The 23,522-nt window shown below is 42.2% G+C and carries 17 protein-coding genes; 7 read left to right on the forward strand and 10 right to left on the reverse strand.

Annotation, left to right across the window (positions count from 1 at the left end):
• The first annotated feature begins 381 nt into the window (after nt 1-381).
• Nucleotides 382-1,332 (forward strand): 23S rRNA (adenine(1618)-N(6))-methyltransferase RlmF, encoded by a 951-nt coding sequence (rlmF, locus tag J2X69_RS03350; protein ID WP_310098480.1) that lies wholly within the window; start codon nt 382-384, stop codon nt 1,330-1,332.
• 489 nt (nt 1,333-1,821) lie between these two features.
• On the opposite strand, the gene J2X69_RS03355 is transcribed toward rlmF, so the two are convergent.
• The 8 genes from J2X69_RS03355 to J2X69_RS03390 form a co-directional block, all read right to left on the reverse strand.
• On the reverse strand, nt 1,822-2,235 hold the full coding sequence (locus tag J2X69_RS03355; protein ID WP_192347326.1) for an OsmC family protein: 414 nt from the start codon (nt 2,233-2,235) through the stop codon (nt 1,822-1,824).
• A 225-nt stretch (nt 2,236-2,460) separates the two neighbouring features.
• Nucleotides 2,461-3,465 (reverse strand): radical SAM/SPASM domain-containing protein, encoded by a 1,005-nt coding sequence (locus J2X69_RS03360; protein ID WP_310098487.1) that lies wholly within the window; start codon nt 3,463-3,465, stop codon nt 2,461-2,463.
• A 45-nt stretch (nt 3,466-3,510) separates the two neighbouring features.
• Entirely contained in the window at nt 3,511-4,551 is a 1,041-nt protein-coding gene (locus tag J2X69_RS03365; protein WP_310098492.1) for an adenylate/guanylate cyclase domain-containing protein, read from the reverse strand.
• A gap of 11 nt (nt 4,552-4,562) precedes the next feature.
• Nucleotides 4,563-4,946 (reverse strand): response regulator, encoded by a 384-nt coding sequence (locus tag J2X69_RS03370; protein ID WP_310098497.1) that lies wholly within the window; start codon nt 4,944-4,946, stop codon nt 4,563-4,565.
• A gap of 78 nt (nt 4,947-5,024) precedes the next feature.
• Nucleotides 5,025-6,422, reverse strand: coding sequence for an ATP-binding protein (locus tag J2X69_RS03375; RefSeq protein ID WP_310098499.1), 1,398 nt, complete (start codon nt 6,420-6,422; stop codon nt 5,025-5,027).
• Between the two features lie 191 nt (nt 6,423-6,613).
• On the reverse strand, nt 6,614-8,311 hold the full coding sequence (gene ggt, locus J2X69_RS03380) for a gamma-glutamyltransferase (protein WP_310098502.1): 1,698 nt from the start codon (nt 8,309-8,311) through the stop codon (nt 6,614-6,616).
• Nucleotides 8,312-8,677: 366 nt separating this feature from the next.
• On the reverse strand, nt 8,678-9,373 hold the full coding sequence (locus tag J2X69_RS03385; protein WP_310098505.1) for a response regulator transcription factor: 696 nt from the start codon (nt 9,371-9,373) through the stop codon (nt 8,678-8,680).
• Nucleotides 9,370-11,094, reverse strand: coding sequence for a HAMP domain-containing sensor histidine kinase (locus J2X69_RS03390; RefSeq protein WP_310098508.1), 1,725 nt, complete (start codon nt 11,092-11,094; stop codon nt 9,370-9,372). Before J2X69_RS03390 ends, J2X69_RS03385 begins: the two co-directional genes overlap by 4 nt.
• Before the next feature lie 213 nt (nt 11,095-11,307).
• Between J2X69_RS03390 and lysA the strand changes: the two genes are divergently transcribed.
• From lysA to J2X69_RS03405, 3 genes are all read left to right on the forward strand, one after another.
• On the forward strand, nt 11,308-12,540 hold the full coding sequence (gene lysA, locus J2X69_RS03395) for a diaminopimelate decarboxylase (protein WP_310098511.1): 1,233 nt from the start codon (nt 11,308-11,310) through the stop codon (nt 12,538-12,540).
• Between the two features lie 223 nt (nt 12,541-12,763).
• Nucleotides 12,764-13,807 (forward strand): type IX secretion system membrane protein PorP/SprF, encoded by a 1,044-nt coding sequence (locus J2X69_RS03400; RefSeq protein WP_310098514.1) that lies wholly within the window; start codon nt 12,764-12,766, stop codon nt 13,805-13,807.
• Nucleotides 13,808-14,439: 632 nt separating this feature from the next.
• Complete coding sequence (locus tag J2X69_RS03405; RefSeq protein WP_310098518.1) at nt 14,440-15,408, forward strand: PKD domain-containing protein; 969 nt, start codon at nt 14,440-14,442, stop codon at nt 15,406-15,408.
• 1 nt (nt 15,409) lies between these two features.
• Here the strand turns inward: J2X69_RS03405 and J2X69_RS03410 are convergent, their stop codons facing one another.
• Together J2X69_RS03410 and J2X69_RS03415 are read right to left on the reverse strand one after the other, a co-directional pair.
• On the reverse strand, nt 15,410-16,330 hold the full coding sequence (locus J2X69_RS03410; protein ID WP_310098521.1) for a mechanosensitive ion channel domain-containing protein: 921 nt from the start codon (nt 16,328-16,330) through the stop codon (nt 15,410-15,412).
• Between the two features lie 134 nt (nt 16,331-16,464).
• Nucleotides 16,465-16,929 (reverse strand): hypothetical protein, encoded by a 465-nt coding sequence (locus J2X69_RS03415; RefSeq protein ID WP_310098524.1) that lies wholly within the window; start codon nt 16,927-16,929, stop codon nt 16,465-16,467.
• 620 nt (nt 16,930-17,549) lie between these two features.
• Here J2X69_RS03415 and J2X69_RS03420 point away from each other — a divergent pair.
• The 3 genes from J2X69_RS03420 (at nt 17,550) to J2X69_RS03430 (ending at nt 23,516) form a co-directional block, all read left to right on the forward strand.
• Nucleotides 17,550-18,203 (forward strand): DUF3365 domain-containing protein, encoded by a 654-nt coding sequence (locus J2X69_RS03420; RefSeq protein ID WP_310098527.1) that lies wholly within the window; start codon nt 17,550-17,552, stop codon nt 18,201-18,203.
• A 242-nt stretch (nt 18,204-18,445) separates the two neighbouring features.
• Nucleotides 18,446-21,634: a SusC/RagA family TonB-linked outer membrane protein gene (locus J2X69_RS03425; RefSeq protein ID WP_409014383.1), complete on the forward strand. Its 3,189-nt coding sequence runs from the start codon at nt 18,446-18,448 to the stop codon at nt 21,632-21,634.
• A 13-nt stretch (nt 21,635-21,647) separates the two neighbouring features.
• Complete coding sequence (locus J2X69_RS03430; protein ID WP_310098530.1) at nt 21,648-23,516, forward strand: RagB/SusD family nutrient uptake outer membrane protein; 1,869 nt, start codon at nt 21,648-21,650, stop codon at nt 23,514-23,516.
• The last annotated feature ends 6 nt before the right edge of the window (nt 23,517-23,522 follow it).

Below are 23,522 nucleotides of genomic sequence, written 5' to 3' on the forward strand. Positions count from 1 at the left end.
GGTTGATTTCTACGAAAATGGTGGATGCCGGGATTTATAATCATGCCCCTGTGTGTCGCGCTCCCGTCATGGATATTTCATCTGTTTATATTTTGATTTTTAATGGTCAGATAGCCTGTCCCGAACTTGATTCGGGAGAATCTCGCATACATTATCCCTGATAGCTATCGGGGCATACCAGTGTGTGATCCCGTACGTACGGGATCATGCTCGATTTCATACGGCTAAATTTTTCTGAAACTACATCCTTTTTAGAATAAAAATCATTGATAAAACTAAAAGCAAACTAAACCATTGATTACCAGCATCAAAAGATGATTCAAACTCCTATCCTTTCAGAAGCCCCACATATTTACACGCTGATTTCACTAAATTTGTAGAATGAGCGAAAAGGCCATCAAAACTGCACTTCATCCCAGAAATGCCCATCGTGAGCGCTATGATTTCCCGAGCTTGATCAGTTCTCTGCCTGAACTGGGTCAGTTTGTTTCTGAAAATGCGTATGGCGACCTCAGCATTGATTTTGCCGATCCGAAAGCTGTCAAGGCTCTCAACAGAGCTTTACTAAAATTTTTCTATCAGATTGATCAATGGGACATTCCTGCCGGATATCTCTGCCCGCCGATTCCGGGAAGAGCAGATTACCTCCATTATCTGGCTGATTTGCTTGAGGAAAGCAATGGGGGAAAGATGCCGAATGGTGAGGAAATCAAGGTTTTGGATGTAGGAACGGGGGCAAACTGCATTTACCCTATACTGGGAAATTCGATTTACCACTGGTCCTTTGTAGGATCAGAACTAGACGAGGAAGCATTGGGTTCCGCCCAGGAAAACCTGTATGCAAACCCCAAATTCCGTGGAAAAGTCTCACTGCGGCTTCAGGAAAACCCCAAGGAAATTCTGGTAGGAATCATCAAGTCAGATGATGTCTTTGATCTAGCGATATGCAACCCTCCATTCCATGAATCTCTGGCCGCCGCTGAGGCAGGAAGTACGAGAAAGGTAAAAAACCTCAAAGGTAAAGTAGGCAAGAAGGTTACTTTGAATTTTGGTGGAAAGAACAACGAACTCTGGTGTGAGGGTGGAGAACTCGCTTTCATTCAAAAGATGATCTCAGAAAGCAAAACTTTTAAATTCAATTGCTTTTGGTACACGGCCATAGTATCGAAGGAAGAGCATCTCAGGGAACTGATTTTAGCATTGAAAAAAGCCAGAGTCGCTGATCGGAAGATTGTCGAGATGACTCAGGGAAATAAGAAAAGCAGATTTATCGCTTGGACTTTTCTGAATCCGGAACAGCAGGAGAATTGGAGAAAAAGAAGGTGGACGTAGAATTTAAAATTTGAGAGTTTGAAATTGGGAGATATGTGATTATTCGCAATGATGTCAATAGCTTGGGTAATGGATGGAAGGCCTCTGTCCGACGTCAGGCGGGGGTAACCTGCCTTTGCCGGTAGGCAGGCGGAAGTGAGCCAAATACTTAAGTTCACCAAATCCTAGTGTTATGTTAAGTGTAAAAAGTACCGAATAAACCTGTCAGGTTTTGCTATTAGAACCGTAAGAACCCGCTTATTTATCAAAAATCGATGGTGGAAACCTGACAGGTTTTGGTTAGCACTCAACACTAGAATGCTATTATCTCTTTAACGGCAAAAAAGCGGATATACATAATAAAAAAAACGGCGCTTGAATTAACTCAAACCGCCGCTCTTATGTCTAGATACTTGATACTAAAATCCAACTTCTTGGCTCTGAAGCCACCGTTCGTGTCACCACGAACGGCTTTCAAGAACCTTGAATCTTTTTTCTTGGCTCTAACACTCAAGCATTCAACGTGCTTTCTACAGAGATCTCCAAGTCCAGTACTTTTGAAATTGGACAGTTTTCCTCAGCATCTTTTACCAACTCATCAAATTTTTCCTGGGAAATTCCATCCACTTTGGCTTTTAGAACCAGATGGGACTTTTTAAGTGTACCGTCTTCGAATGTAATATTTGCAGTCACATCCAATTCCGTTGCGGTGTATTCGGCTTCCTGCAAGTTGAAACTCAATTTCATCGCAAAGCATCCTGCGTGGGCTGCTGCGATTAATTCTTCAGGATTTGTACCCACTCCGCTTTCGAAACGGGACTTGAATGAGTATTGTGTTTTGTCTAAAACAGTGCTGGGTGTGGTCAAGGTACCTTTGCCGTCCTTACCTGTTCCTTGCCATACGGCGGTTGCTTTTCTAATCATGGTTTAAAAGATTTTCAGGGTTAAAAGTTCTATCCATGAAGGTAGAAAATAAACCTAAAAATTCATCCAAAAACAGATTATTCTAAGTGTCCCATCTATTCGAGCTTAGGTTTTTCGGGCGGGTTAAAAAGTGCTTTTGTGCCCAACAGCTCCATAAATACCTCTAACTATTACTCTGTTTCACACCTATACGTTGATGATCTTTCTACTACCGGAGACCGGGACTTACTCTGTACAATTTCTGCAAATCTCTATCTGTGTTCTATCTCTGAGCAGTTGTTTTCGAAAGTTTTGATAGGGCAGTGAGGACCAAATGGCAGCGAGGGATTGTGATTCCAATTCACCCATGACGTACTTGGCGTCTTTGTCAAAACAGCATGGGACTACTTTTCCATCCCAGGTAGACACAGCCCCCTGCCACATCCGCCAGCACTTATCCTCATGCTTTTTCTTTAACCTCCACTTACCATTTTCCGCCGGTACATATCTGGAATATCCCAAATCAGACGGGATCAAGTCGGAACCATTCTCGAAGTCGTAGATCTGCGTGGTTTTCAGCTGCAGCTCATCGACTTGCACTTCTTCGGCCCAGTGTTTTAGTTCGGGAAGTTGATGTTCGTTTTGTCCCGTGACCAGAAACTGCAACACCACACGCGGAAAGTGCTGTCCGGATTTCTTTCGCTCTGCCAAGAGTAGCTTGATTCCGCTCTGCACTTTCTCCAGTCGTCCACCTACGCGGTATTTTTCATAGATTTCTTGGGTGATCCCATCCATGGATACGATCAATTGCTTCAGCCCACTCTGCAAGACTGCTTTTACTTGGTTTTGTTGTAAGTAATGTGCGTTGGTAGAGGTAGAGGTGAAAATACCCTTGGAATCAGCATATGTGACCATCTTCAAAAATCCCGGATTCAAAAATGGCTCTCCCTGAAAATATAGATGCAGCCAAGTGAGATGCCTGTGTGCTTGATCAATTGTTTTTTGGAAAAGAGCTTCCTGAAGCATGCCTGTAGGTCTGGAAAAATCCCGTAATCCAGAGGGGCATTCCGGACAGCGTAAGTTGCAGCCTGTCGTAGGTTCTATGGAAAGTGTGGTAGGCTTACCCCAAAGAATAGGTCTGCCTGCAAGTCTGGAAATCTGAAATGAGCATGCCAGCAGAGCATAGTTCACTGTTTTCTGAAATGTCAGAAGACGAAAGAATGCCATTGCTGTGATCAGCTTATTTTTCACAAAGCCAAGTAAGGCATAGAAAAAGTCAGAAACAATTGCTAAAGGTTAGTTCACCACCTCCAAGACCGACACCGGCTTGGCCTTATTTTTCAGGCTGATCTCTCCCAGTTGTTGAAAAGTAAATAAGTCAGAGATTCCACGCGTGCATTTCTCCAAAATCAAAATCTGGCCCGGGGCAGCGGCATTTTGAAGTCGCGAAGCAACATTTACGGCATCCCCGATCACGGTATAGTCCAGTCTTTTCAGTGATCGTGAACCGATATTTCCCGATACCATTTCCCCTGAATTCAACCCTATAGATACCTTGGGACTGAAATTTGATTTTTCGGAATACATGGGCATTGAGTTCATTTTATCTCTGATGGCTATACAAGCTCTCAATGCTCTTTCTACCTGATCTGAACCTTTGAATACAGCCATTACCGCATCACCTATGAATTTGTCCACAGAACCTTTTTGATCGATAATTTCCCGTACCATTAGGTCAAAATACTCATTGAGTAGGGAGACCACCACATTCGGTTCCTCATTTTCAGAAATTCGGGTAAATCCGGACAAATCCACAAAAACCACTGTTGCTTCCACAGTTTCGTTTTCCATTAGGGATGTTTCGGATTCCTTTCCTACCATGAAATTGAGGACCGTTTCATCCACGTACATTTTCAGGATGTTATTTTCTTTCAATGCAGTGAGGGTGGATTTGATCTGATTGATGTGCTGAAGAGTCTTCTCTATCGTGATCTCCAAATCCTGAAAATCCACAGGCTTGGTAATGAAATCAAATGCTCCCCTATTCATCGCAGTACGAATATTTTCCAAGTCGCCGTAGGCAGAAATAATCACGGCTTTGAGTAGCGGATTCTGCTCTTTGACCTTGGTCAGCAGCGTGAGCCCATCCATTTCCGGCATATTGATATCACTCAGGATCATGTCGATATCAGGATGTGCCAGCAATGTTTCCAATGCTTCGCGACCATTCAGTGCAAAAACAAAATCATATTCTCCAGTCCGAATCTTTCGCCGGAATTTCTGAGTAATTAGAATCTCCAGATCTGCCTCATCGTCCACTACGAGTATTTTAGCCATAGCTTACTGATCTAGTTTTGATTGATTATTCTCCCTATTTCTTTTTTGAGCGAATCAAAATCTATCGGTTTGGTGAAAAATTCCCTGGCTCCGGATTCCATCGCTTTCTTGTAATTCTCAGTATCTCCATAAGCCGAGATCATACTCACGCTGATAGCCGGAAATCGGTTCTTTATCCTGTTTAGCAATTCTAACCCCGTCATGCCCGGCATATTAATATCCGAAAAGACATATACCACTTCCGGTGGATGTTCGCTGGCAAGTAACTTAAGTGCCTCGTCGCCCGAAAATGCAAACGCAAGATCCAAAAGCCCACTTCTGACTTCTTTCCTGAATTTCTGACGAAAAAGCAGCTCTACATCCCGCTCGTCATCGACGATTAATATTTTTGTCATGGTGTTGATAATATGATTGGCAATGTAATTTCAAATCTGGAAAACTCTCCTTCTTTGGGTAAAATTGATATAGTTTCTTTATGCGTTTTGATTTTTTTCAGGAATGAAAATCAGGAATTCTGTCCAGGAATTTTCTCCACTCTCCACACCTCCATTTTGACTCGTGACGGTCAGTTTTCCACCATGTACTTTCACGATGTCATAGCTCAGCGAAAGCCCCAATCCCGTCCCCAACCCAGTAGGCTTGGTAGTAAAAAAAGGTTGGAAGATTTTGTCCTTTACCTCCTCCGGCATTCCTGTTCCGTTATCTTTTACCTTAATTTCAACCCCCTTGGCAGTTCGCTTGGTACTTATCCATACCGTGGGCTTATAGCTGTCGGCAAGTTCGGAATCCCCCATATCAGTCAACTGCCTTTTCTTTTCGGAAACTGCATAGAAGGCATTATTGACAAGATTCAAAATCACTCTTCCGATCTCTTGGGAAACCACATTTACTTTGCCCACTGTCTGGTCAAAGTCCGTTTCCATGCTTGCGTTGAATGACTTGTCTTTAGCTCTGAGCCCGTGGTAGGATAGACGAAGGTATTCGTCAGCCAGTTCATTGATATTTGTAGGCTCTTTCGCTCCGGTGCTACTTCGGCTATGCTGAAGCATACCTTTCACGATAGCGTCAGCCCGCTTTCCGTGATGGATAATCTTATCTTCATTGCCTTCTATATCACTTACGATAAGCCTTATTTCTTCAAGGTCACCTTTTTCCAATTCGCCTTTCAACTCTTCCAGAAGCTCCTTGTTCAGCTCAGAAAAATTGGTCACAAAATTCAATGGATTTTGGATTTCATGGGCGATTCCCGCGGTGAGCTCGCCCAGAGAAGCCATTTTCTCGGATTGTATCAGTTGGGATTGGGTAGCCTTAAGCTCATCAAGTGTCTTTTCCAACGCTTCTTTTTGAGCGGTAATTTCCGCAGTTCGCTCTGCCACTTGTATTTCCAAGGCATCCTTTAATTTCTGCGATTGCTTGAATTGGAGTTCTTGCTGAGCTGCTTTTATTCGCTCTATCTCCAAAGCTTTCCGCTGCTTACGGTTGATTACAAATTGTGCCACCAACCATATCCAGGCAAATAGCTCTGCTGTCTCATACCACGCCTCATAGCTGTCATAAAAAATAGGTGCGACCAGTTTTGTAAAATCCTGAAGAATATAGATTATCACCAAAGGGATAAAGGAATAAACAAAATTTCTCAGCGGAGAAAATTCCTTTTGGGTATATGCCGCATATACGACATATAATGATGCCGCATGAGATACCCAAGTCAATAAATAATCCAATGAATGGGCCGTTATCTGAAGCACCAGTAGAACACATCCTGCGATTAAGCATTTAAAAAATGTACTCCGCCACTCGGGATAGACCAGCTTCGTCTGTTCGTGGGTCTGCAGGTACCTAAAAGCAATAATAAGTAGTAAATAATTCATGTAGACTGGGGTTGTACGGGAAACAGAGACTAAGCAAAAGGCAAAATAACAATAAATTCAGTACTGAAAACTTCCGAATAATCAGTCTCTCAATCTTCTTGCTTTCCTGAATCCCTAATTAGTCTTTTCGCTAACCTTGAACAGTAAAATTATTTGGTGTTGGAAAAAAGAAATCCCGTAATTCTAACTTACTAATAGCCTCTGGCACCTCCATCTTCACTGGAAGAATCCGAAGCACCGGTGTAGAGTTTTTTGGAAGCATCGTAAGTAATACCCATCAACACGCCGATATTTGTGGTCGGAGCGAGTGTATGACCCATTTTTTCCAGTGCCTCTCTAGTATCCGGTGACAGCAGATTACGCTCATACAGAATACGGTCAGGCAACCATTGATGATGGATTTTCATGGCTTCTATCGCCCTGTCCACCCGCATATCGTAAGCCAAGACATTCAATACCGTCTGGAAGACCGTATTGATAATAGTTCTTCCTCCCGGGCTTCCGATTACCAAATAGGGTTTCCCGTCTTTTGCCACGATAGTCGGTGTCATGCTGGATAGCATACGCTTCTCAGGTGCAACCAAGTTAGGATCCGTTCCGATTTGGCCCGTAGTTGTGGTTTTTCCCGGAACAGGATTGAAATCTCCCATTTCATTGTTGAAAATAAAGCCCAGTTTCTCTGATCCCATTTTGACACCATAGGAGTTCTCCAGAGTATAGGTCATTGAGATGGCATTCCCCTCTTTGTCCACTACTGAAAAATGGGTGGTATTGTCACCTCCATATGGATGGCCGAACTTAGCCGGATCGCTGACAGATGCGTTGGCCATATCAAGGTTTTCAAATCGTTTTTTCGCAAACTCCTTGGACAGTAATCTATCCAAAGGCATATCAAGATTGAAATCAGGATCTCCTAAGTACTCTGCCCGATCAGCAAAAGCTCTTCTCATTGCCTCTGCCACCAGATGGACATAGGCAGTAGAGTTGAACTCAATCTCAGAAATGTTGGCTTCCTCCATGAGATTCATCATCTCAATCAAGGCAACTCCACCCGAACTGGGAGGAGGCATGGAATAAATGTCATATCCATTGAAAGTGCCTTTCAGAGGCTCTCGTTCTACAGCTTCATACTTTTCCAGATCTCTGCGTGTAATGATACCGCCATTTGCCGCCATGTAATCTTCTATTTCCTGCGCCACCCAGCCTTTGTAGAATCCATCTCTTCCCTTCTTTTGGATTTCCTTAAGGGTTTTCGCCAGCGCAGGTTGTTGCCAGGTCTCCCCTGGCTTTACGATTTCTCCATTTTTACCCCTGAAGTAATTCTTCATTATATCCTCGGAAGGATCCCGGTCTGTCACTCTGATAGCCACATTGTACAGGCCATAAGACATCGTGAAACCCTTCTTGGCCAGTTCCACTGATGGCTTCACCAATTCCGCCCAAGGAAGTTTTCCATACTTCTGATGTGCCTGATACAATCCTGCGACGGTTCCCGGTACGCCTACGGCGAGAAGTCCCTTATGATTTGAATTATCCTTTATCCCTCCATTTTCATCCAGAAACATGGTTGGGCTTGCAGTCAAAGGAGCTTTTTCGCGAAAATCAAAAGTTGTTACTTCCCCATTTGATTTCATAAATACGATAAAGCCTCCTCCCCCGATATTCCCCGCTTCAGGATGCGTCACTTCCAGTGCAAATGCTGTGGCTACAGCAGCATCTATGGCATTCCCACCTTTTTTGAGAATATCAACCCCTACTTCTGAGGCGATTACATGGTCTGAGACAACCATTCCATTTTCGGCGAAGGTCTGCGCTCTTGCCGAACCGAATATAACCAGAAGGAGGATGGAGCATCCTAATGCTGCGTTTCTTACTAAGTTATTTTTCATGTGTTTATTTTTTCTTTCAAAGGTCAGGCTGGTGGTTTGAGTAAAAATAAGAGAAAATCCCAAACACTATTATGAAGTTGTGATCAGCGGGAAATTTCGATTCGCCTCAGCTGTCTTCGGGGAGACGATCTCCTGTCGATGCACCTATCGCCGAGGTCTGTGTCATACAGAAGGTAAGTGTCTGAACTAGGCGTCCAAACTCATGATTTTTTCAAAACGATTTGAACGCGCATTTCACGCTGCGGATTCCATAAAAAAACAGCTTGCTACCCAAGAGAGTAAAGAGCACAGAATAGAGGTATTCTGTGCCTCAACGGTTACAATAGACTCCACAAAAAAGGCAGTGAGAACACTGCCTTGATTAACTTAACTTTCGCTTACGATCAGCTTAAACCCTTCGCCATGAACGGTTATGATTTGCACTTTTGGATCATCCTTCAGCAGCTTACGGATTTTGCTTAAGTATACGTCCATACTTCGCGCATTGAAGTAGCTATCATCTCCCCAGATCTGCTTTAGCGCATGGCTTCTGTTTACCAGATTGTTGATTTCAGAAGCCAGCAGGCGGATAAGCTCATTTTCTTTGGAAGTCAACTTGTGACGCCCTTTTGGGCCATCCAAGAATTGCTCATCGTAGTGCAGCACAAAGCCACCAAATGAATATACCTTTAGTGGATTTATCTCTTCATTTTTATGCGTTCGCCTAAGAATAGCATTGACGCGAAGAAGCAATTCCTCCATGCTGAACGGTTTTGTCAGGTAATCATCAGCGCCAATCTTGAGCCCCTCTATGATGTCATCCTTTTGGTTTTTTGCAGTAAGGAAAAGTATAGGAAGGTTTTCCTCCACTTTCTTGATTTCCTTTGCCAGGGTAAACCCATCCTTTTTCGGCATCATAATGTCGAGTAGGCAAAGATCAAATTTTCCTTTCTTGAACTTGTTCCATCCTTCTTCACCATCACGGCAAAGCGTAGGTTCATAACCTTTCATTTCCAAATATTCCTGAAGGATATCTCCCAGGTTTGGATCGTCTTCGACCACTAATAATTTTGCTTTACTCATTGTTTCTTTGGTAAGTTAATGGTGAATGAGCTTCCTTTTCCAAGTTCGCTGCTTACTTGAATACCCCCTTTATGGGCTTCCAGCATGGTTTTCACATAAGACAATCCCAGGCCAAAGCCTTTGACATCATGTAAATTCCCGGTAGGAACCCGGTAGAATTTATCAAAAATTTTCCGTTGTGCGTCTTTATTCATCCCAATTCCTTCATCCTTTATCGTGATGAAGACCTGCAGTGCATCGTCTTTAGCCTCAATACTGATCATTGGATGTTCCGGGGAATACTTATTTGCATTGTCCAGCAGGTTGTTGAAAATATGGGTGAGATGAAAATAATCTCCCTCAATTATAGGATTTGTCAGATCATTGATAAGGGAGATCTGCCCTCCTTTTTTCTCCACCTGAAGCCCAAAATGATCCACAGTGCTTTCCAAAATCTCCGTAAGATTCAGCGTCTCAATCTTGAGATTAAAATCCTTCTTATCCAACGCAGCAGCCTGAAGAACGTTTTCTACCTGTGATACCAATCGCTTATTCTCATCCTTGATAATACCCAAGTACCTAGAGCGAAATTTGTCCTGACTGGACAATTCGGGATCTTGCAGGGCCTCTACAGCGAGACTGACCGTAGCCAGAGGAGTCTTGAATTCATGAGTCATATTATTGATGAAATCATTTTTCGTGTCCGAAAGTGCTTTTTGACGGATAATTACCTTGATCGCATAGATGAAACAAGAAATAATCACTGCTATGAAAAGTATAGAACTTGATATGGGAAGCCAGACTTCACGGATTACGTGTGTGTTTTTCTGCGGAAAATACACGGTCAGGTAGTTTTTTTTGCCAAAAATATCATTGGGAAAAAGTCTTGCCTGAATGCCCTTCTGGAACAGAACAAATTGCTGCTTCACCGGTCCTATAGGAAGCAATAAACCATCATCCCTGATCAGTCCCAATTCGAAGTCCTCGGATATATTTCTTTCCAGCAAGTATCCTTTCAGCAGCCTCTTTACTTTAGCAGTGTCCAGTCTGTCCAATATTGCCTTTTGTCCTGCGGTGATCTCTTCCAACGCCTTGTTTATAAACTCAATTTTAATGTTTGTCCTATAAACCTTTTCCAAGGCATCGTCGCTGATGTTGAACTGTGGCCGTACCTCCACAATGGATTCATTTACTGTGGCTATTTGCTTCTGGGGAGAATTTTCACGTCTACTCAGATACTGAAGTTGGCGTTCCTTTTCCTGGAGCAAAACCTCCATTTCATCCGGGGTAAACATCTTGGATGCCAAATCCGGAGTCATATAGGCGAAAAAAGCCTCCAGTTCCTCCATTTGATTCATATCCACACCCCTTGATTCAAGTATTCGCCTGAAGGTCTGGCTCACTCTCGGGGCGGGCTCTTGAAAGAATGAGTCCACCAGTGAGGGTCTGGTTCTGGAGATTCTTCTGGAACTTACCGTAAGGTCAAAATCAATTGGATCTATTTTTTCGAAGAGGGACCTGCTGAAGATTGAGTCCTGCATCAGATAGCCGTAGAACGCTGCTGAAGTTTCCCCTTTTTCCAACTGTTCGACAGTACCGGAAAGCGCCTGATAGACGTTTTGCTCGAAGCGCTCTCTATTTATTCGAATAGCATTGCTCACCCAATACAATTGAAATCCCATCAGACCAAAGCTGGCCAGGGACATCAATACCACGATGAAAATGATGTTGCTTTTCGACATTGCACAAATTTAATCCTAAAATCAGCCTGCTAAGGGAGCTTAACAATATTTAACCGCCACAGCGAGAGTGGATAGATGATTAATTTCAACTCCTTGTTTTATATTTATGTTCGAAAACAGCGTTTTCTTAATTACACTATAACTTAATGAAAATAGGGGGCAGATGCCTCCTTTTTTTGTTATTTGGCTATCTTTGGCCGCAAATTCCAGATAATGTCAGCATCTCAGCACCCTACTCAACTTCAGGGAGTAAGTTTAGAATCCATCGCCCAAGAATTCGGCACACCGGTATATGTATATGACGGAGATAAGATAGTGAGTCAAATCAAATCACTTCAATCCGCCTTTGCTACGGTTCCTCTGCGAATTAAGTATGCGACAAAAGCACTTTCCAACATCAATATACTGAAGCTGGTAAAAAAAGCAGGGGAAGGAGTAGATGCTGTCTCTATCGAAGAAGTGATGATTTGCATGCAAGCAGGCTTTGCAGCATCAGAAATCATGTATACGCCTAGCGGAGTGAATTTCCGGGAGGTAAAACAAGCCGTCGAGTTGGGAGTCATAATTAATCTGGACAGCATCCCGCTGATGGAGGAGTTTGGAGCAACTTATGGCAATACCAAACCTGCATGCATTCGGATCAATCCACACATTATGGCGGGGGGAAATGCTAAAATTTCTGTTGGCCATATTCAAAGCAAATTTGGGATTTCTATTCAGCAACTTCCCGAAATACTGGAAGTAGTGAATAAATTCAATATTAAGATCGAGGGGCTTCATATTCATACAGGATCTGACATCCTAGATGCCGAGGTATTCTTAAGGGGTGGAAATGTGCTGTTTGAAGCTGCAATGAACTTCCCTGATCTTGCCTTTCTAGATTTCGGTGGAGGATTTAAAGTTGCCTACAAATCAGGTGATCCATCTACGGATATCGAAGAAGTCGGCACGAAGGTGTCTGCGGCTTTTAATGAATTCTGTGAGCAATACGGACGTAAATTGGAGCTGTGGCTGGAGCCGGGTAAATTTCTAGTAAGTGAGTCAGGATATTTGATTGTGGAATCCAACGTGGTAAAAAAGACTCCCCAAATCACGTTTGTGGGAGTGGACTCAGGTCTGAATCACCTCATCAGACCTATGATGTACGAGGCGTTCCATGATGTATACAACTTAAGCAATCCTGAAGGAGACTTAAAACCTTATAATGTAGTAGGCTATATCTGCGAAACGGATACACTTGCCAAAGACCGGATGCTCGCATCAGTCTCCCAGGGCGATCTTCTTGTGTTCAAAAATGCAGGAGCATATGGCTTCAGTATGTCTTCCAATTACAATTCCAGGCTTCGTCCCGCGGAGGTTTTGGTGTGGCAAGGAAAAGCACAACTCATTAGAAAACAGGAAGTATTTGAGGATTTACTAAGACACCAGATTGTTTTAGATATTTAATTTCGCATATTCCACACATCAAGCCCTTTGGTATAATTATTGACCGAATTGATTTCAACTTGAGGAGTGTTTACGGAAGCATTCCTCAAGTTGATTTGAAATTCAATTGATTGTAAGCCTCCAATCATACGCCCTAGTAGTTTCAAATCGTTAAATCATAATTATTTAACCTTTGCCATTTTACTAATGCATAGATTTGTGCATGATGATGGTTTAGCTATCTATGTTTAGGAGGATAATTGGTGTATTCATTACTTTAGGGGCTATTTGTTGCATTTTTTCCAATGTAATAGCTCAGGATACCCAGTACTCTCAATTCTACGCAGCCCCCCTGTATCTGAACCCTGCATTGACGGGTGCGAGTGAACTTACCCGTGTAGGTGTCAACTATCGAAATCAATGGCCGGGCTTAGACCACAGCTTCAATTCCTATTCAGCTTATATCGATCATTATATCTTTGATTACAACAGCGGCATTGGATTGATTTTCAACGGCAGCAAAGAAAGTCTGGCAAACCTTTCCACCAATGAAATAGGACTTTCTTATGCCTACAGATTGAAATTGGGCGAAAATATGTTTTTTAGGATTGGGGGTATGGCCAGCTATATGCAACGCGATGCATTCTTTTCAGATCTGGTATTTGGAACTCAGATTGATATCATCAATGGTAATATAGGAGGCATTACTGACGAACTCGATGGAGTTCCGATAGACAGTCGCTACAGTTTTATTGATTACAGTGCAGGAGGGATGTTCTACTCCAATAAAATCTGGCTGGGAGCATCAGTTCATCACCTGTCTGAGCCGAACACTTCGTTCGTAGAAGGCCAAATCTCTAAACTCCCGATGAAATTTTCTGCTCAGGGCGGTATAAAATTTGACCTGCCACCTGGTCGTAGGGATTATTTTACACATGCTTATGCCGAGCGTTCTCTTTCCTTTGCTTTCAATTACAAGCAGCAAGACCCATTCAATCAACTTGATGTGGGGGCCCAGTTATTTGTAGATCCTTTGGCATTGGGCGTATGGTATAGGGGACTTCCTACCAAAAACAATCTGCCTAACAACGAAGCCATCATAGGAGTGGTAGGCGTGTCATTGCCAAGTGGCCTTGACATTGGCTATTCTTATGATGTGACCATTTCAAAATTAGGCTTAAAAAACAGCGGAGGTGCGCATGAGATTTCGCTCACTTACTCATTCTTGTGGGGTGATGAGAAGAATAGAAACCAAAAGTCCAAGGTTATCCCTTGTTTCAAATACTAAGTTAGTATCAAGATTTGTAGGTTTCAGGGTGCGATCATGTAGATCAGGGAGAAATTGCTTTTGCTCTAAAACGTTCAAAGGGTCGTCAATAGTTAGGCAATAAATCAACGAAATAGGTGTGTCTATTTTATTAAAGACTAAGCCTTGAAGGATTCGCTCATGGGATTTTAAGGGTGGTGCTCCTGAGAGTTTTTCCTGCACTTGGACACCTAATGTCAAAATATAATCGTCTGATTTTTAAATAATGCATATGGTTAGAATATTAGTTGGTTTTGTTTTGCATAGTAAAATATAAATTATGAAATTTACACAAATGCAGAATATTTTACAGATCACTCTTCGGCCAGTTTCATAGTAAAAATAGTAATTGTTGATTCTATCATTACCTTCCTACTGTTTTGAATGAGTATTGTTAACAAAAAATCTTCCGCTTATTAAAACTCTTCTTTTTTTTTTTAATCTTACTTTCGGCAACTGTTTCATATGGACAAACGAACGACCCTGATTTTATAGAAATCTGCGAAGGTGAGCCTGTCTCTATTAGACCCAAACAAAATCAGACGGGAGCCTTATATACTTGGTATCATGATCCGGCGGGCACAGAAGAAATTGTCTCGGAAATTGTAGATGGGGTGGAATTTCAAATTGAAAGTGATGGAGCACTTACAATTATTGGGTTAGTCTATGAAGCTACGGCAAATACCTATCTTCAAGCCTCTACATATAACTATTATGTGGGAATATCGGATCCGGATACACCAGCTTCATTAAAACACATCAAAGTCAGAGTTTTTGATGTGCCGGAACTAAGTACTACGAGGCCGTCAGCACTTTGCGATCCTAACGGCTCTGTGGATTTGAGTAATTCCATAGTTGGTTTTGACACGGAGACTTTTGACTATCAGGTTTTGGATCCCCTAGGAAGACCTATACTTATCGACGAGATCTATTATCAAACTGAAAGCGGTGTATACTTGGTTAAAAGTAGTTACAAGGATTTCAATTGCTGGTCCGAGATTAAAGGCATTGATGTAACGATTGCGGAGGAGATATTGGAAACTAGCTTTAATTATGAAATGGATCTGGGGAATGGTGGTGACATGCTTGTAAATGACACCATTCAGGTTTTTCAGCAGATTAATTTCATAGATATGTCCGAGTGGGATGGCATAGCGTGGCATTGGGATTTCGGAGATGGGAGTATAAGCAATCTTAAGAACCCGCAACATACTTATGCTAAAAAAGGGAATTATACGGTAGTCTTTAGTGTCACAAATAGCATTGGTTGTATATACTCCTATGAGCGAACGGTGGTAGTAAGGGATGATTACAGGATTATCTTCCCCAATGCATTTACTCCTTCCAAAGCAAAGAACCGCTATTTTAGACCTTATTATATAGGTTTCTCTTCCATCGAATTCTATGTATTCAACACTTGGGGGGAGTTGATTTTTGAAGACAATTCACTGGAAACTCAGGGCTGGGATGGTTCATGGCTGGGAAAAGAGTCACCAAATGGGAGCTATGTTTATAAAGCCATTTTCTATACAAGTTCTGGCCGGAGAATTGAAAAATCAGGTTTATTTCTTCTGATTAAGTAGATCATGGATTATTCTTTTGGGTCATCTCAATCCTAGTTTTCGGAAGGCTTTCCGGATAATTCTTCTGAATAAATTCTATCATTTTTTCCCGTACAAAAACACGTAAATCCCAAGCTGTGGGAGAATTCTTTGCACTGACCAAAATCCTTGTTTCCACAGTGAATTCCTTCGCATCGGAAACTTGCAGGACTTTGACCCTTTTGTCCCAAAGTGGCGTAGTTTCCAAAATTCTGTCCAGTTCTTTACGCAGCTCGTCAAAAGGAACGGTATAATCCGTGTATAGAAAAACAGAGCCCAATAAAGCTGCTGAAGTTCTAGTCCAGTTTTGGAAAGGTTTTTCCAGAAAGTAGGTAGTAGGCAGCACCAGCCTGCGAAGATCCCAGATTCTCACTACAATGTAATTCAGGTTGATTTCTTCGATCCATCCCCATTCCCCTTCTACCAATACTGCATCTTCCAACCGAAATGGCTGGGTAAACGCAATCTGGATCCCTGCAATCAGCGTTCCGATGGCTTTTTGGGCAGAAAAACCAATAATAATTCCAGCTACTCCCGCGGAAGCAAAAAAGCCCACACCAACTTTCCGAACCGAATCAAAGGAGATAAGTATCAATCCTATTCCCAAAAGTATGATTACGAAATTGGCAACTTTCACCAAGATATTAATCTGTGTAAGGACTTTCCTGGCACGTAGATTATCCTCTTGGGAAATGTCGTATTGCTTGATAAAGATTCGCTTTAAAATCTGCATCAATACCAATAAACACCAAGTAAACCCGAAAATAATCAGGACGGTATTAATATGGGTAAGATAAGACCATACTCCTTCCCAATCTTGAGAAACTGTCTTGAAATAGAATTTTGAAAAGGCAAGTGTGATTGTAACCAAAAGCGGGATTACCAACCTACTATAATATTTCATAAACTACGTTTAAACAGGGTGAACAGTATGGACTGATATTATCATTATCAGCCACGAAAAAAGATGATTTTGGGTAGGAAAGATTAAAATTTAAGCAATTGAGCGGAGAATCCCAAAATGATATCCAATAGATATTAATCACATGGGGAGGGGGATAAGACCATAGGGTGGCTATAGTCCAGAGAATCAATATTTGCCTGCACAGGAATATCGCCCACCGATTTCATTTCTCCATACCCCTCTTTCCACCCTTCTGCTGTATTCTTGAAAACTACCTGACGCTTGGAAGTAACACCCTCAGAGAGAAAAGTATACTCTGCAATCAACATGTCTCCTCTGATTTCCCCCTCTATGGTACCGCTGTTTTTATCCTTTTCGAAAAATGCATAATCTAACGTTCCCGTTACAGTAGTGCCATCAATCAGCGTCTTCAGGCGAACGGTATCTTTTTCTCCAAAATACAGAAAACACGCTGTATTGATTTTTTCCACATGCTCTTCTGACGGGGAAAAAGCTGCATCTAGTGGGGAATCCTCTTTCGGCCCTTTACAGGCGGCTATGGCTATAGCAAGTAAAAATAGAGAAAACAATGATTTCATATGATTATAATTTTCATTTCAATGGTCATATGGAATGCCCGAAATAATCATTCCTCTGTGTGAGAAACCTTTCACATGGGCATTTCATAGCTGTATTTCTATTGGTTAATATATTAAGAACAAAAAGACCGCCAAGTACGGTGGACTTGAGTAAGGTAAACAATTCCAGCCTATTTATTGCCTCCAGCAGCAGAGCATCTTTCTTGCAGGATTATAGCTCCCTCATCGGAAATATCTCATTGGAAATTCACCGCGTCCTGAGGAGACACAGCGGATTCTTCTTTCCATAGCCCCGTTTACGCCTTTCTGAGAATAAACAGACCAATGCCTTTTCGCATAAGCATAATTGAATAAAACAAAAATAAGCTATTTCGGATCTTCCCAAAGTGATGGAATGTTTCAGTAGCATTGGAAACTAGATTTAAACTTAGAGTGAATCCAAGCAATGATTTGTATTTTTAGACTTCCTTAACTCTTCAATGTTATGAAATCGAGCATGTCGAAGACGACACACAACTTGTCCCGAACTTGCTTCGGGAGAGGGATGATTATTCGCCGTGCGAGATTCTCCCGAGAATCGGGACAGGCTATCTGACCATTAAAAATCAAAATATAAACAGATGAAACACCTCTTCTATTTTGCCCTCGCCGCCTTAGTATTGATTGCCTGCGGACCTCGGGAACGTGTTTCCAAAAGTGTTTTTGATGAGGTAAATAAGGCTATGGAAGCTAAGAAGCTATCCGATGCCCAAATTACCCAAGAAGCAATGTCTTGGGGAGATTCTATTAGCCTGGAAGCACAGCAGCTCCTAATGGAAAACCTCCACAAGGCAGTAGGGGAAGGAGGTTTTACGGGGGCATTGGAATTTTGCAATGTAAATGCTCTGTCTATTACAGAAGAGCTGAGTAAGAAACACGGGGTTTCGATTCGACGGACTTCCTTTCGTGCCAGAAACCAGGAGAATTTGCCCACCCCTGAAGAATTGCCAATTCTGGAGGCGTATGAATACAACTCAGAAAATGGGATCAAAAATGAATCAAATATCCAAACCCTTCCGGGTGGGGATGTTTTGCTTTATACCAAGGCCATTGTTATTTCTTCAGAATTGTGTTTGTCATGCCACGGCGATCCAACAAATGACATAGAGGCAGCTGTTTTGGGAAGGATAGATTCTCTTTATTCGGAAGATCTAGCGAGGAATTTTAAAGCAGGAGATTTGAGAGGAATATGGTCGGTGAAAATTCCTAAAAAAGCCGTTGTAAATCGATTATAACAATCGATTGAAATTTAATTTTAGGCATTTTTTCAGTTTTTTTGGCAAAGTATTATTTCAAGAATCTTTAAATTATCCATTTATTCATACAATAATCCTGTTTTTGACTGTTAATTACGTAGTTATAGTTCATTTTTATCAAAATTCAGTCATTTTTCAGCAAAAAACAGTTTGGTTTTGCAAATACATTGGGGGACATTAGATTGTTAAATTATATTAATTAATAATAAACCCCTTTGCCAATGAGAATCTTTACTCATTTAAGGCTATTCAGCATGACAATAATTTTTTGTCTAGGACTGATTAGTTCAGCATTCGCGCAGACCCGGGAGGTGTCTGGTGTGCTTATTTCAGGAGAGGATAATCTTCCTCTTCCCGGTGCTTCGGTCCTTGTAAAAGGCACTACAAATGGCACCGTCACTGATATTGACGGTAAGTTTATACTTACTGTTTCAGGTCCTGACGACATACTGGTGGTATCATTTATAGGTTTTGCTCCTATGGAAGTGCCGGTTGGCAATAATTCTACGTTTGACTTAACCTTATTGCCTGACACGAAATCTCTGGAAGAGGTCATTGTGGTAGGATATGGTGAGCAGAAGAAAGAGACGATTACAGGTTCTGTAGCGACAGTAAAAGGTAGGGATCTGAACAAGTCACCCGCAATGAATCTATCCAACTCTATTGCCGGTCGTATGTCAGGGGTTGTGGCCGTAAACAGAAGTGGAGAACCCGGTAATGACGGGTCCAATATCCGAATTAGAGGGTCAAACACGCTTGGAAACAATAGTGCCTTGGTGGTAATTGATGGAATCCCGGACAGAGCAGGTGGACTTGAGCGTTTGAATCCGAATGATATCGAGAGCATCTCCGTATTGAAAGATGCTTCAGCTGCCATTTATGGATCAAGAGCCGCAAATGGTGTAATTCTCGTAACTACCAAAAGAGGTGCCACAGGGGCTCCAGAGCTTACATTTCAGATGAATCAAGGTTTTGCGCAGCCTACAGTAGTTCCAGAGTTGGCAAATGCGGCCCAGTATGCAGGTATGCTAAATGATTTGGATATCTATGCACTTCCTACCTCCGAGTGGGTAGCAGCTAATCAGGCTTATAAAGAAACGGGACAATACACCAGGCCTAATGGACAGGTAAGATCTGCTCCTTATAATCCTTCAGAATTAGAGCTATATAGAAATGGGTCAGACCCATGGCTTTATCCCAATACAGATTGGTATGATGCTACTTTACGAAATTGGTCTCCTCAGAGTAGATATAACTTACAGCTTGTCGGCGGTAGTGACAATGTGAAATACCTGACTTCTTTGGGATACCAGAATCAGGATGCATATTATAAAAACTCGGCTACCGGCTTCAAACAGTATGATTTCAGAATCAATCTGGACGCAACCATTAATCAGTATGTGAAAGTAGGATTGGGTATCGTGGCAAGAGAGGAATACAGATTCTATCCCACGAGAGGTGCAGGCGCAATCTTCCGTATGCAGATGAGAGGAAAGCCAAATCAACCTGCTTTCTGGCCTAATGGATTGCCGGGTCCGGATATCGAAAATGGAGAAAATCCGGTAGTGATCACTACTAATGCAACCGGATACGACCGTGACAAAAGAGATTACGTGCAAACTACCGGTAACTTGGAAATAAAAATTCCGGGAGTAGAAGGGCTGAAATTTACAGGTACTGCAGCCATAGATAAATCTATGAGATTTATTAAAAGGTGGGAAACACCTTGGACCCTGTATGAACTGGGAACAGGCTTTGAAGCTGACGGAGTCACTCCAGTATTGGTTCCAAGTCAAAGAGGTCCGGCAGAGCCAAGATTAAGAGAAGAGAATATTAATCAGTTAAATGTTCTTCTAGGCGGTGTATTCAATTACGACAAGAAGTTCAATGATATTCATACGCTGAATGTGGTGGCTGGTGTGAATCGTGAAACGGTAGAAGGTAATAATTTCAATGCGTTCAGAAGATACTATATTTCTACAGCAATTGACGAGATGTTTGCCGGTGGGGATTTGGAAAGAAATAATGGAGGAGATGCCTTTGAAAGAGCCCGTCTGAACTACTTCGGTAGAGTTGCCTATAATTACAAAGAGAAGTATCTGGCAGAATTTCTATGGAGATATGACGGTTCTTATATCTTCCCTGAAAATAACCGAAACGGCTTCTTCCCCGGAATTATGCTGGGTTGGGTAGTTTCTGAAGAAGGTTTCTGGAAAAACTCACTAGGCAAAACGTTTGACTTCTTCAAAATCAGAGGTTCTTGGGGACAGTTGGGTAATGACCAAATTTACTTTGATAGCAATGGTGACAATGAACAAACCCTGCAAGAATATCAATTCCTCTCTACTTACGGATTTAACTCCTATATCATAAATGGTGTGGAGACGAAAACCTTATTTGAAACAAGGGTTCCAAACCCTGCAATCACATGGGAGATCGCCAACAACTCTAATTTAGGTTTTGAAGGTCAATTCCTTCAGGGCAAGATTTTCTTCGAATTTGATTTGTTCTACAACAAACGAACCAATATCCTTTGGAGAAAAAATGCTTCTGTTCCTGAGTCCACAGGACTTACTCTTCCTGCAGAGAATATTGGAGAAGTAGAGAACAAAGGATTTGATCTGAATCTGGGTATACGTGGTGGCAAAGGTGAATTTCAGTATTCTATCAGTGCCAACGGAGGATTTGCCAAAAATAAAATCTTATTCTGGGATGAGTCCCCTGGAGCCCCTGAATGGCAACGGTCAACCGGTAAACCCATGAACACACATCTTGTGTACCAATACGATGGGGTATTCCGGGATCAGCAGGAAATAGACGCTGAGACACTGGACTATTCTGCTATCACCAATAACTTACGTCCCGGCGACATGAAGTATAGGGATTATGATGGGGATGGCAAAATCACACCTGACGACAGAGTCCGTATGGATCAAAACGATATCCCTACATTCCAAGGCGGGGTGAATATCAATGCAAATTGGAAAGGGTTTGATTTGGCTATCCTCTTTCAGGGAGCGCTGGGTGCGAGACAATATGTAAGCGCAGGTGAATCCGGAAATATTGGTAACTACCTATCTGACATTTATGAGAACAGATGGACTATAGACAATCCAAGCAGTACGCATCCAAGGATTGCAAATAGATCTGACCAATATTTTTCGAATGGAAACACCTATTGGTTTAGAAAAACTGACTACCTAAGATTGAAGAACATTGAGATTGGATATAATATTCCTGCTCACCTAAGTGAGAAAGTAGGTGTTAAAAATGCCAGAATCTACGTGAACGGATTAAATCTTATCACATGGGATAAACTGAAAGTTTATGATCCTGAATCAGATAACTCAACAGGACAATATTACCCTCAGGCAAGGGTAATCAACACAGGTCTTTCTGTTTCATTTTAATTAACCCGAACTAATGAAAAGAAATATAAAATACATAGTAATAATGCTGTCAGCTTGCTTTACTCTTGCAAGTTGTAATGGCGATTTCCAAAATACTGAACCTCGTACGGAAGTACCTGCATCAGTAGTATGGGCTGATCCCGCACTTGCAGAAGCTTTTGTCACCGGCATTTATGAAGGCTTCGGGAACGGGGGATTTAATGAAGAAATGCTTGCATCCTTAACCGATGAGGCGATATTCACGCACCCGGGACGGGGTCTCAATACAGTCACTGAAGCAAGAATAAATTCAGCCGACATAGGTTGGGGCAACGCAACGAACAGAACTTATAACTGGCAAAGATTGTATAGCTTTATCCGCAGGACGAATATTGCGATCGAAAATCTTTCTGATCCCCAGTTTGAAAACGCCGGTGGAATTGTTGATAGATTAATGGGTGAGGCGAAGTTTATGAGAGCCTACTACTACCATGATCTGGCAAGATATTTTGGCGGTGTACCTTTGATAACCCGTGCTTATGAGTTGGGAGAAGAAACTTACGAAGAGTCAAGAGCAACTTGGGAAGAAACAATTAATTTTATTGTATCTGACTTAGACGATGCTGCTGCTTTGTTGGCCGGAAAGAGTATGGTCGATGGTCGTACAAGTGAACTGGCCGCATTGGCACTGAAGTCAAGAGTTCTTCTATATGCAGCCAGCGATCTTCATGATGCACCTACCGCTCAGAGCAAGGCAACTACCCTAGCCGGTTTTAACGGCATTGAATTATTGGCGTATACCTCAGGCAATAGAACTGAGAGATGGCAAAAAGCCCAAGCTGCTGCTCTGGAAGCTATTCAGAAAGGATCCGGGAATCTATTTGGTCTTTCATCTCCAGTGCCTCATGAAGAAGGTATCCAAAATTATATCAATAACTCAATGGCTAGAAATGGTGGCCAAAATGAAATTGTTTTGGGAAGATACTTCATCAATATGAAGCAGGAAAATGGAGGACGTCAGGGTTTGTATAATGGTCCAAATGGTTATAATAACTGGGCTGGAAATACCCCTGTGCAATTACTGGTAGATGACTATGAAATGATGGACGGCACTGAGTTTAACTGGTCCAATTCTGCTCATGCTTCCGCACCTTACGAAAACAGAGATGCCCGCTTCTATGCTTCTATCCTGTATGACGGTGCACAATGGAAACCTAGATCTACTGCCAACCAACCTAAGGATCCTTTGGGGCAAATCCAGACCGGTACTTATGAAGTAACCGGCCCTTCCGGCGCTAAAGTACCCCACTTCGGATTGGACACTCGAAATAGCTCTATAGAAGATTGGAACGGTAGCTATACCGGGTACTATGTGCGGAAGTTCATCGATGCTGATCCAGCTATCGTTGATCAAAACACCTGGCAGGAAGTTCCTTGGCCGATCATCAGATACACAGAGGTAGTACTTAATTATGTGGAAGCATCTTTGGAATTGGGACAGGAAGAGGAAGCGCGAAACTGGCTCAATCAAATCAGATTTAGAGTTGGTCAACCTGCTATCACCGATACAGGCGATGCATTGGTAGAGCGCTATAGAAATGAGAGACGCATTGAGATGGCTTTTGAAGAGCAAAGATTCCATGATACACGCCGTTGGATGATAGCAAGGGAAACTTTGGGTCGTCAGGCAGATATAATTAGCATCACAGGCGCACTCAAGCCCGGGCAAACACTTTCCACCTATAGATATGATCCGACGATTTATAACTATGTGTATCAAGTGGCACCGATCGATCCGGGAAAAGAAAATAGATTATGGCTGGATAAAATGTATTTCATTCCTATTCATAGAGATGAGATGAACAGAAATGCAACCCTGATACAGAATCCGGGATTTGATTAATCAGAC

The sequence above is a fragment of the Algoriphagus sp. 4150 genome (assembly GCF_031457395.1).
GTDB lineage: Bacteria > Bacteroidota > Bacteroidia > Cytophagales > Cyclobacteriaceae > Algoriphagus.

What these genes read in the sequence shown, in the direction of transcription:
- J2X69_RS03400 (WP_310098514.1), top strand. Translation starts at nt 12,764, where the DNA reads ATGTTTAGGAGGATAATTGGTGTATTCATTACTTTAGGGGCTATTTGT.
- J2X69_RS03420 (WP_310098527.1), top strand. Translation starts at nt 17,550, where the DNA reads ATGAAACACCTCTTCTATTTTGCCCTCGCCGCCTTAGTATTGATTGCC.
- J2X69_RS03410 (WP_310098521.1), bottom strand. Translation starts at nt 16,330, where the DNA reads ATGAAATATTATAGTAGGTTGGTAATCCCGCTTTTGGTTACAATCACA.
- J2X69_RS03365 (WP_310098492.1), bottom strand. Translation starts at nt 4,551, where the DNA reads ATGGCTAAAATACTCGTAGTGGACGATGAGGCAGATCTGGAGATTCTA.
- J2X69_RS03415 (WP_310098524.1), bottom strand. Translation starts at nt 16,929, where the DNA reads ATGAAATCATTGTTTTCTCTATTTTTACTTGCTATAGCCATAGCCGCC.
- J2X69_RS03425 (WP_409014383.1), top strand. Translation starts at nt 18,446, where the DNA reads ATGAGAATCTTTACTCATTTAAGGCTATTCAGCATGACAATAATTTTT.
- J2X69_RS03375 (WP_310098499.1), bottom strand. Translation starts at nt 6,422, where the DNA reads ATGAATTATTTACTACTTATTATTGCTTTTAGGTACCTGCAGACCCAC.
- J2X69_RS03390 (WP_310098508.1), bottom strand. Translation starts at nt 11,094, where the DNA reads ATGTCGAAAAGCAACATCATTTTCATCGTGGTATTGATGTCCCTGGCC.
- lysA (WP_310098511.1), top strand. Translation starts at nt 11,308, where the DNA reads ATGTCAGCATCTCAGCACCCTACTCAACTTCAGGGAGTAAGTTTAGAA.
- ggt (WP_310098502.1), bottom strand. Translation starts at nt 8,311, where the DNA reads ATGAAAAATAACTTAGTAAGAAACGCAGCATTAGGATGCTCCATCCTC.
- J2X69_RS03430 (WP_310098530.1), top strand. Translation starts at nt 21,648, where the DNA reads ATGAAAAGAAATATAAAATACATAGTAATAATGCTGTCAGCTTGCTTT.
- J2X69_RS03385 (WP_310098505.1), bottom strand. Translation starts at nt 9,373, where the DNA reads ATGAGTAAAGCAAAATTATTAGTGGTCGAAGACGATCCAAACCTGGGA.
- J2X69_RS03370 (WP_310098497.1), bottom strand. Translation starts at nt 4,946, where the DNA reads ATGACAAAAATATTAATCGTCGATGACGAGCGGGATGTAGAGCTGCTT.
- rlmF (WP_310098480.1), top strand. Translation starts at nt 382, where the DNA reads ATGAGCGAAAAGGCCATCAAAACTGCACTTCATCCCAGAAATGCCCAT.
- J2X69_RS03355 (WP_192347326.1), bottom strand. Translation starts at nt 2,235, where the DNA reads ATGATTAGAAAAGCAACCGCCGTATGGCAAGGAACAGGTAAGGACGGC.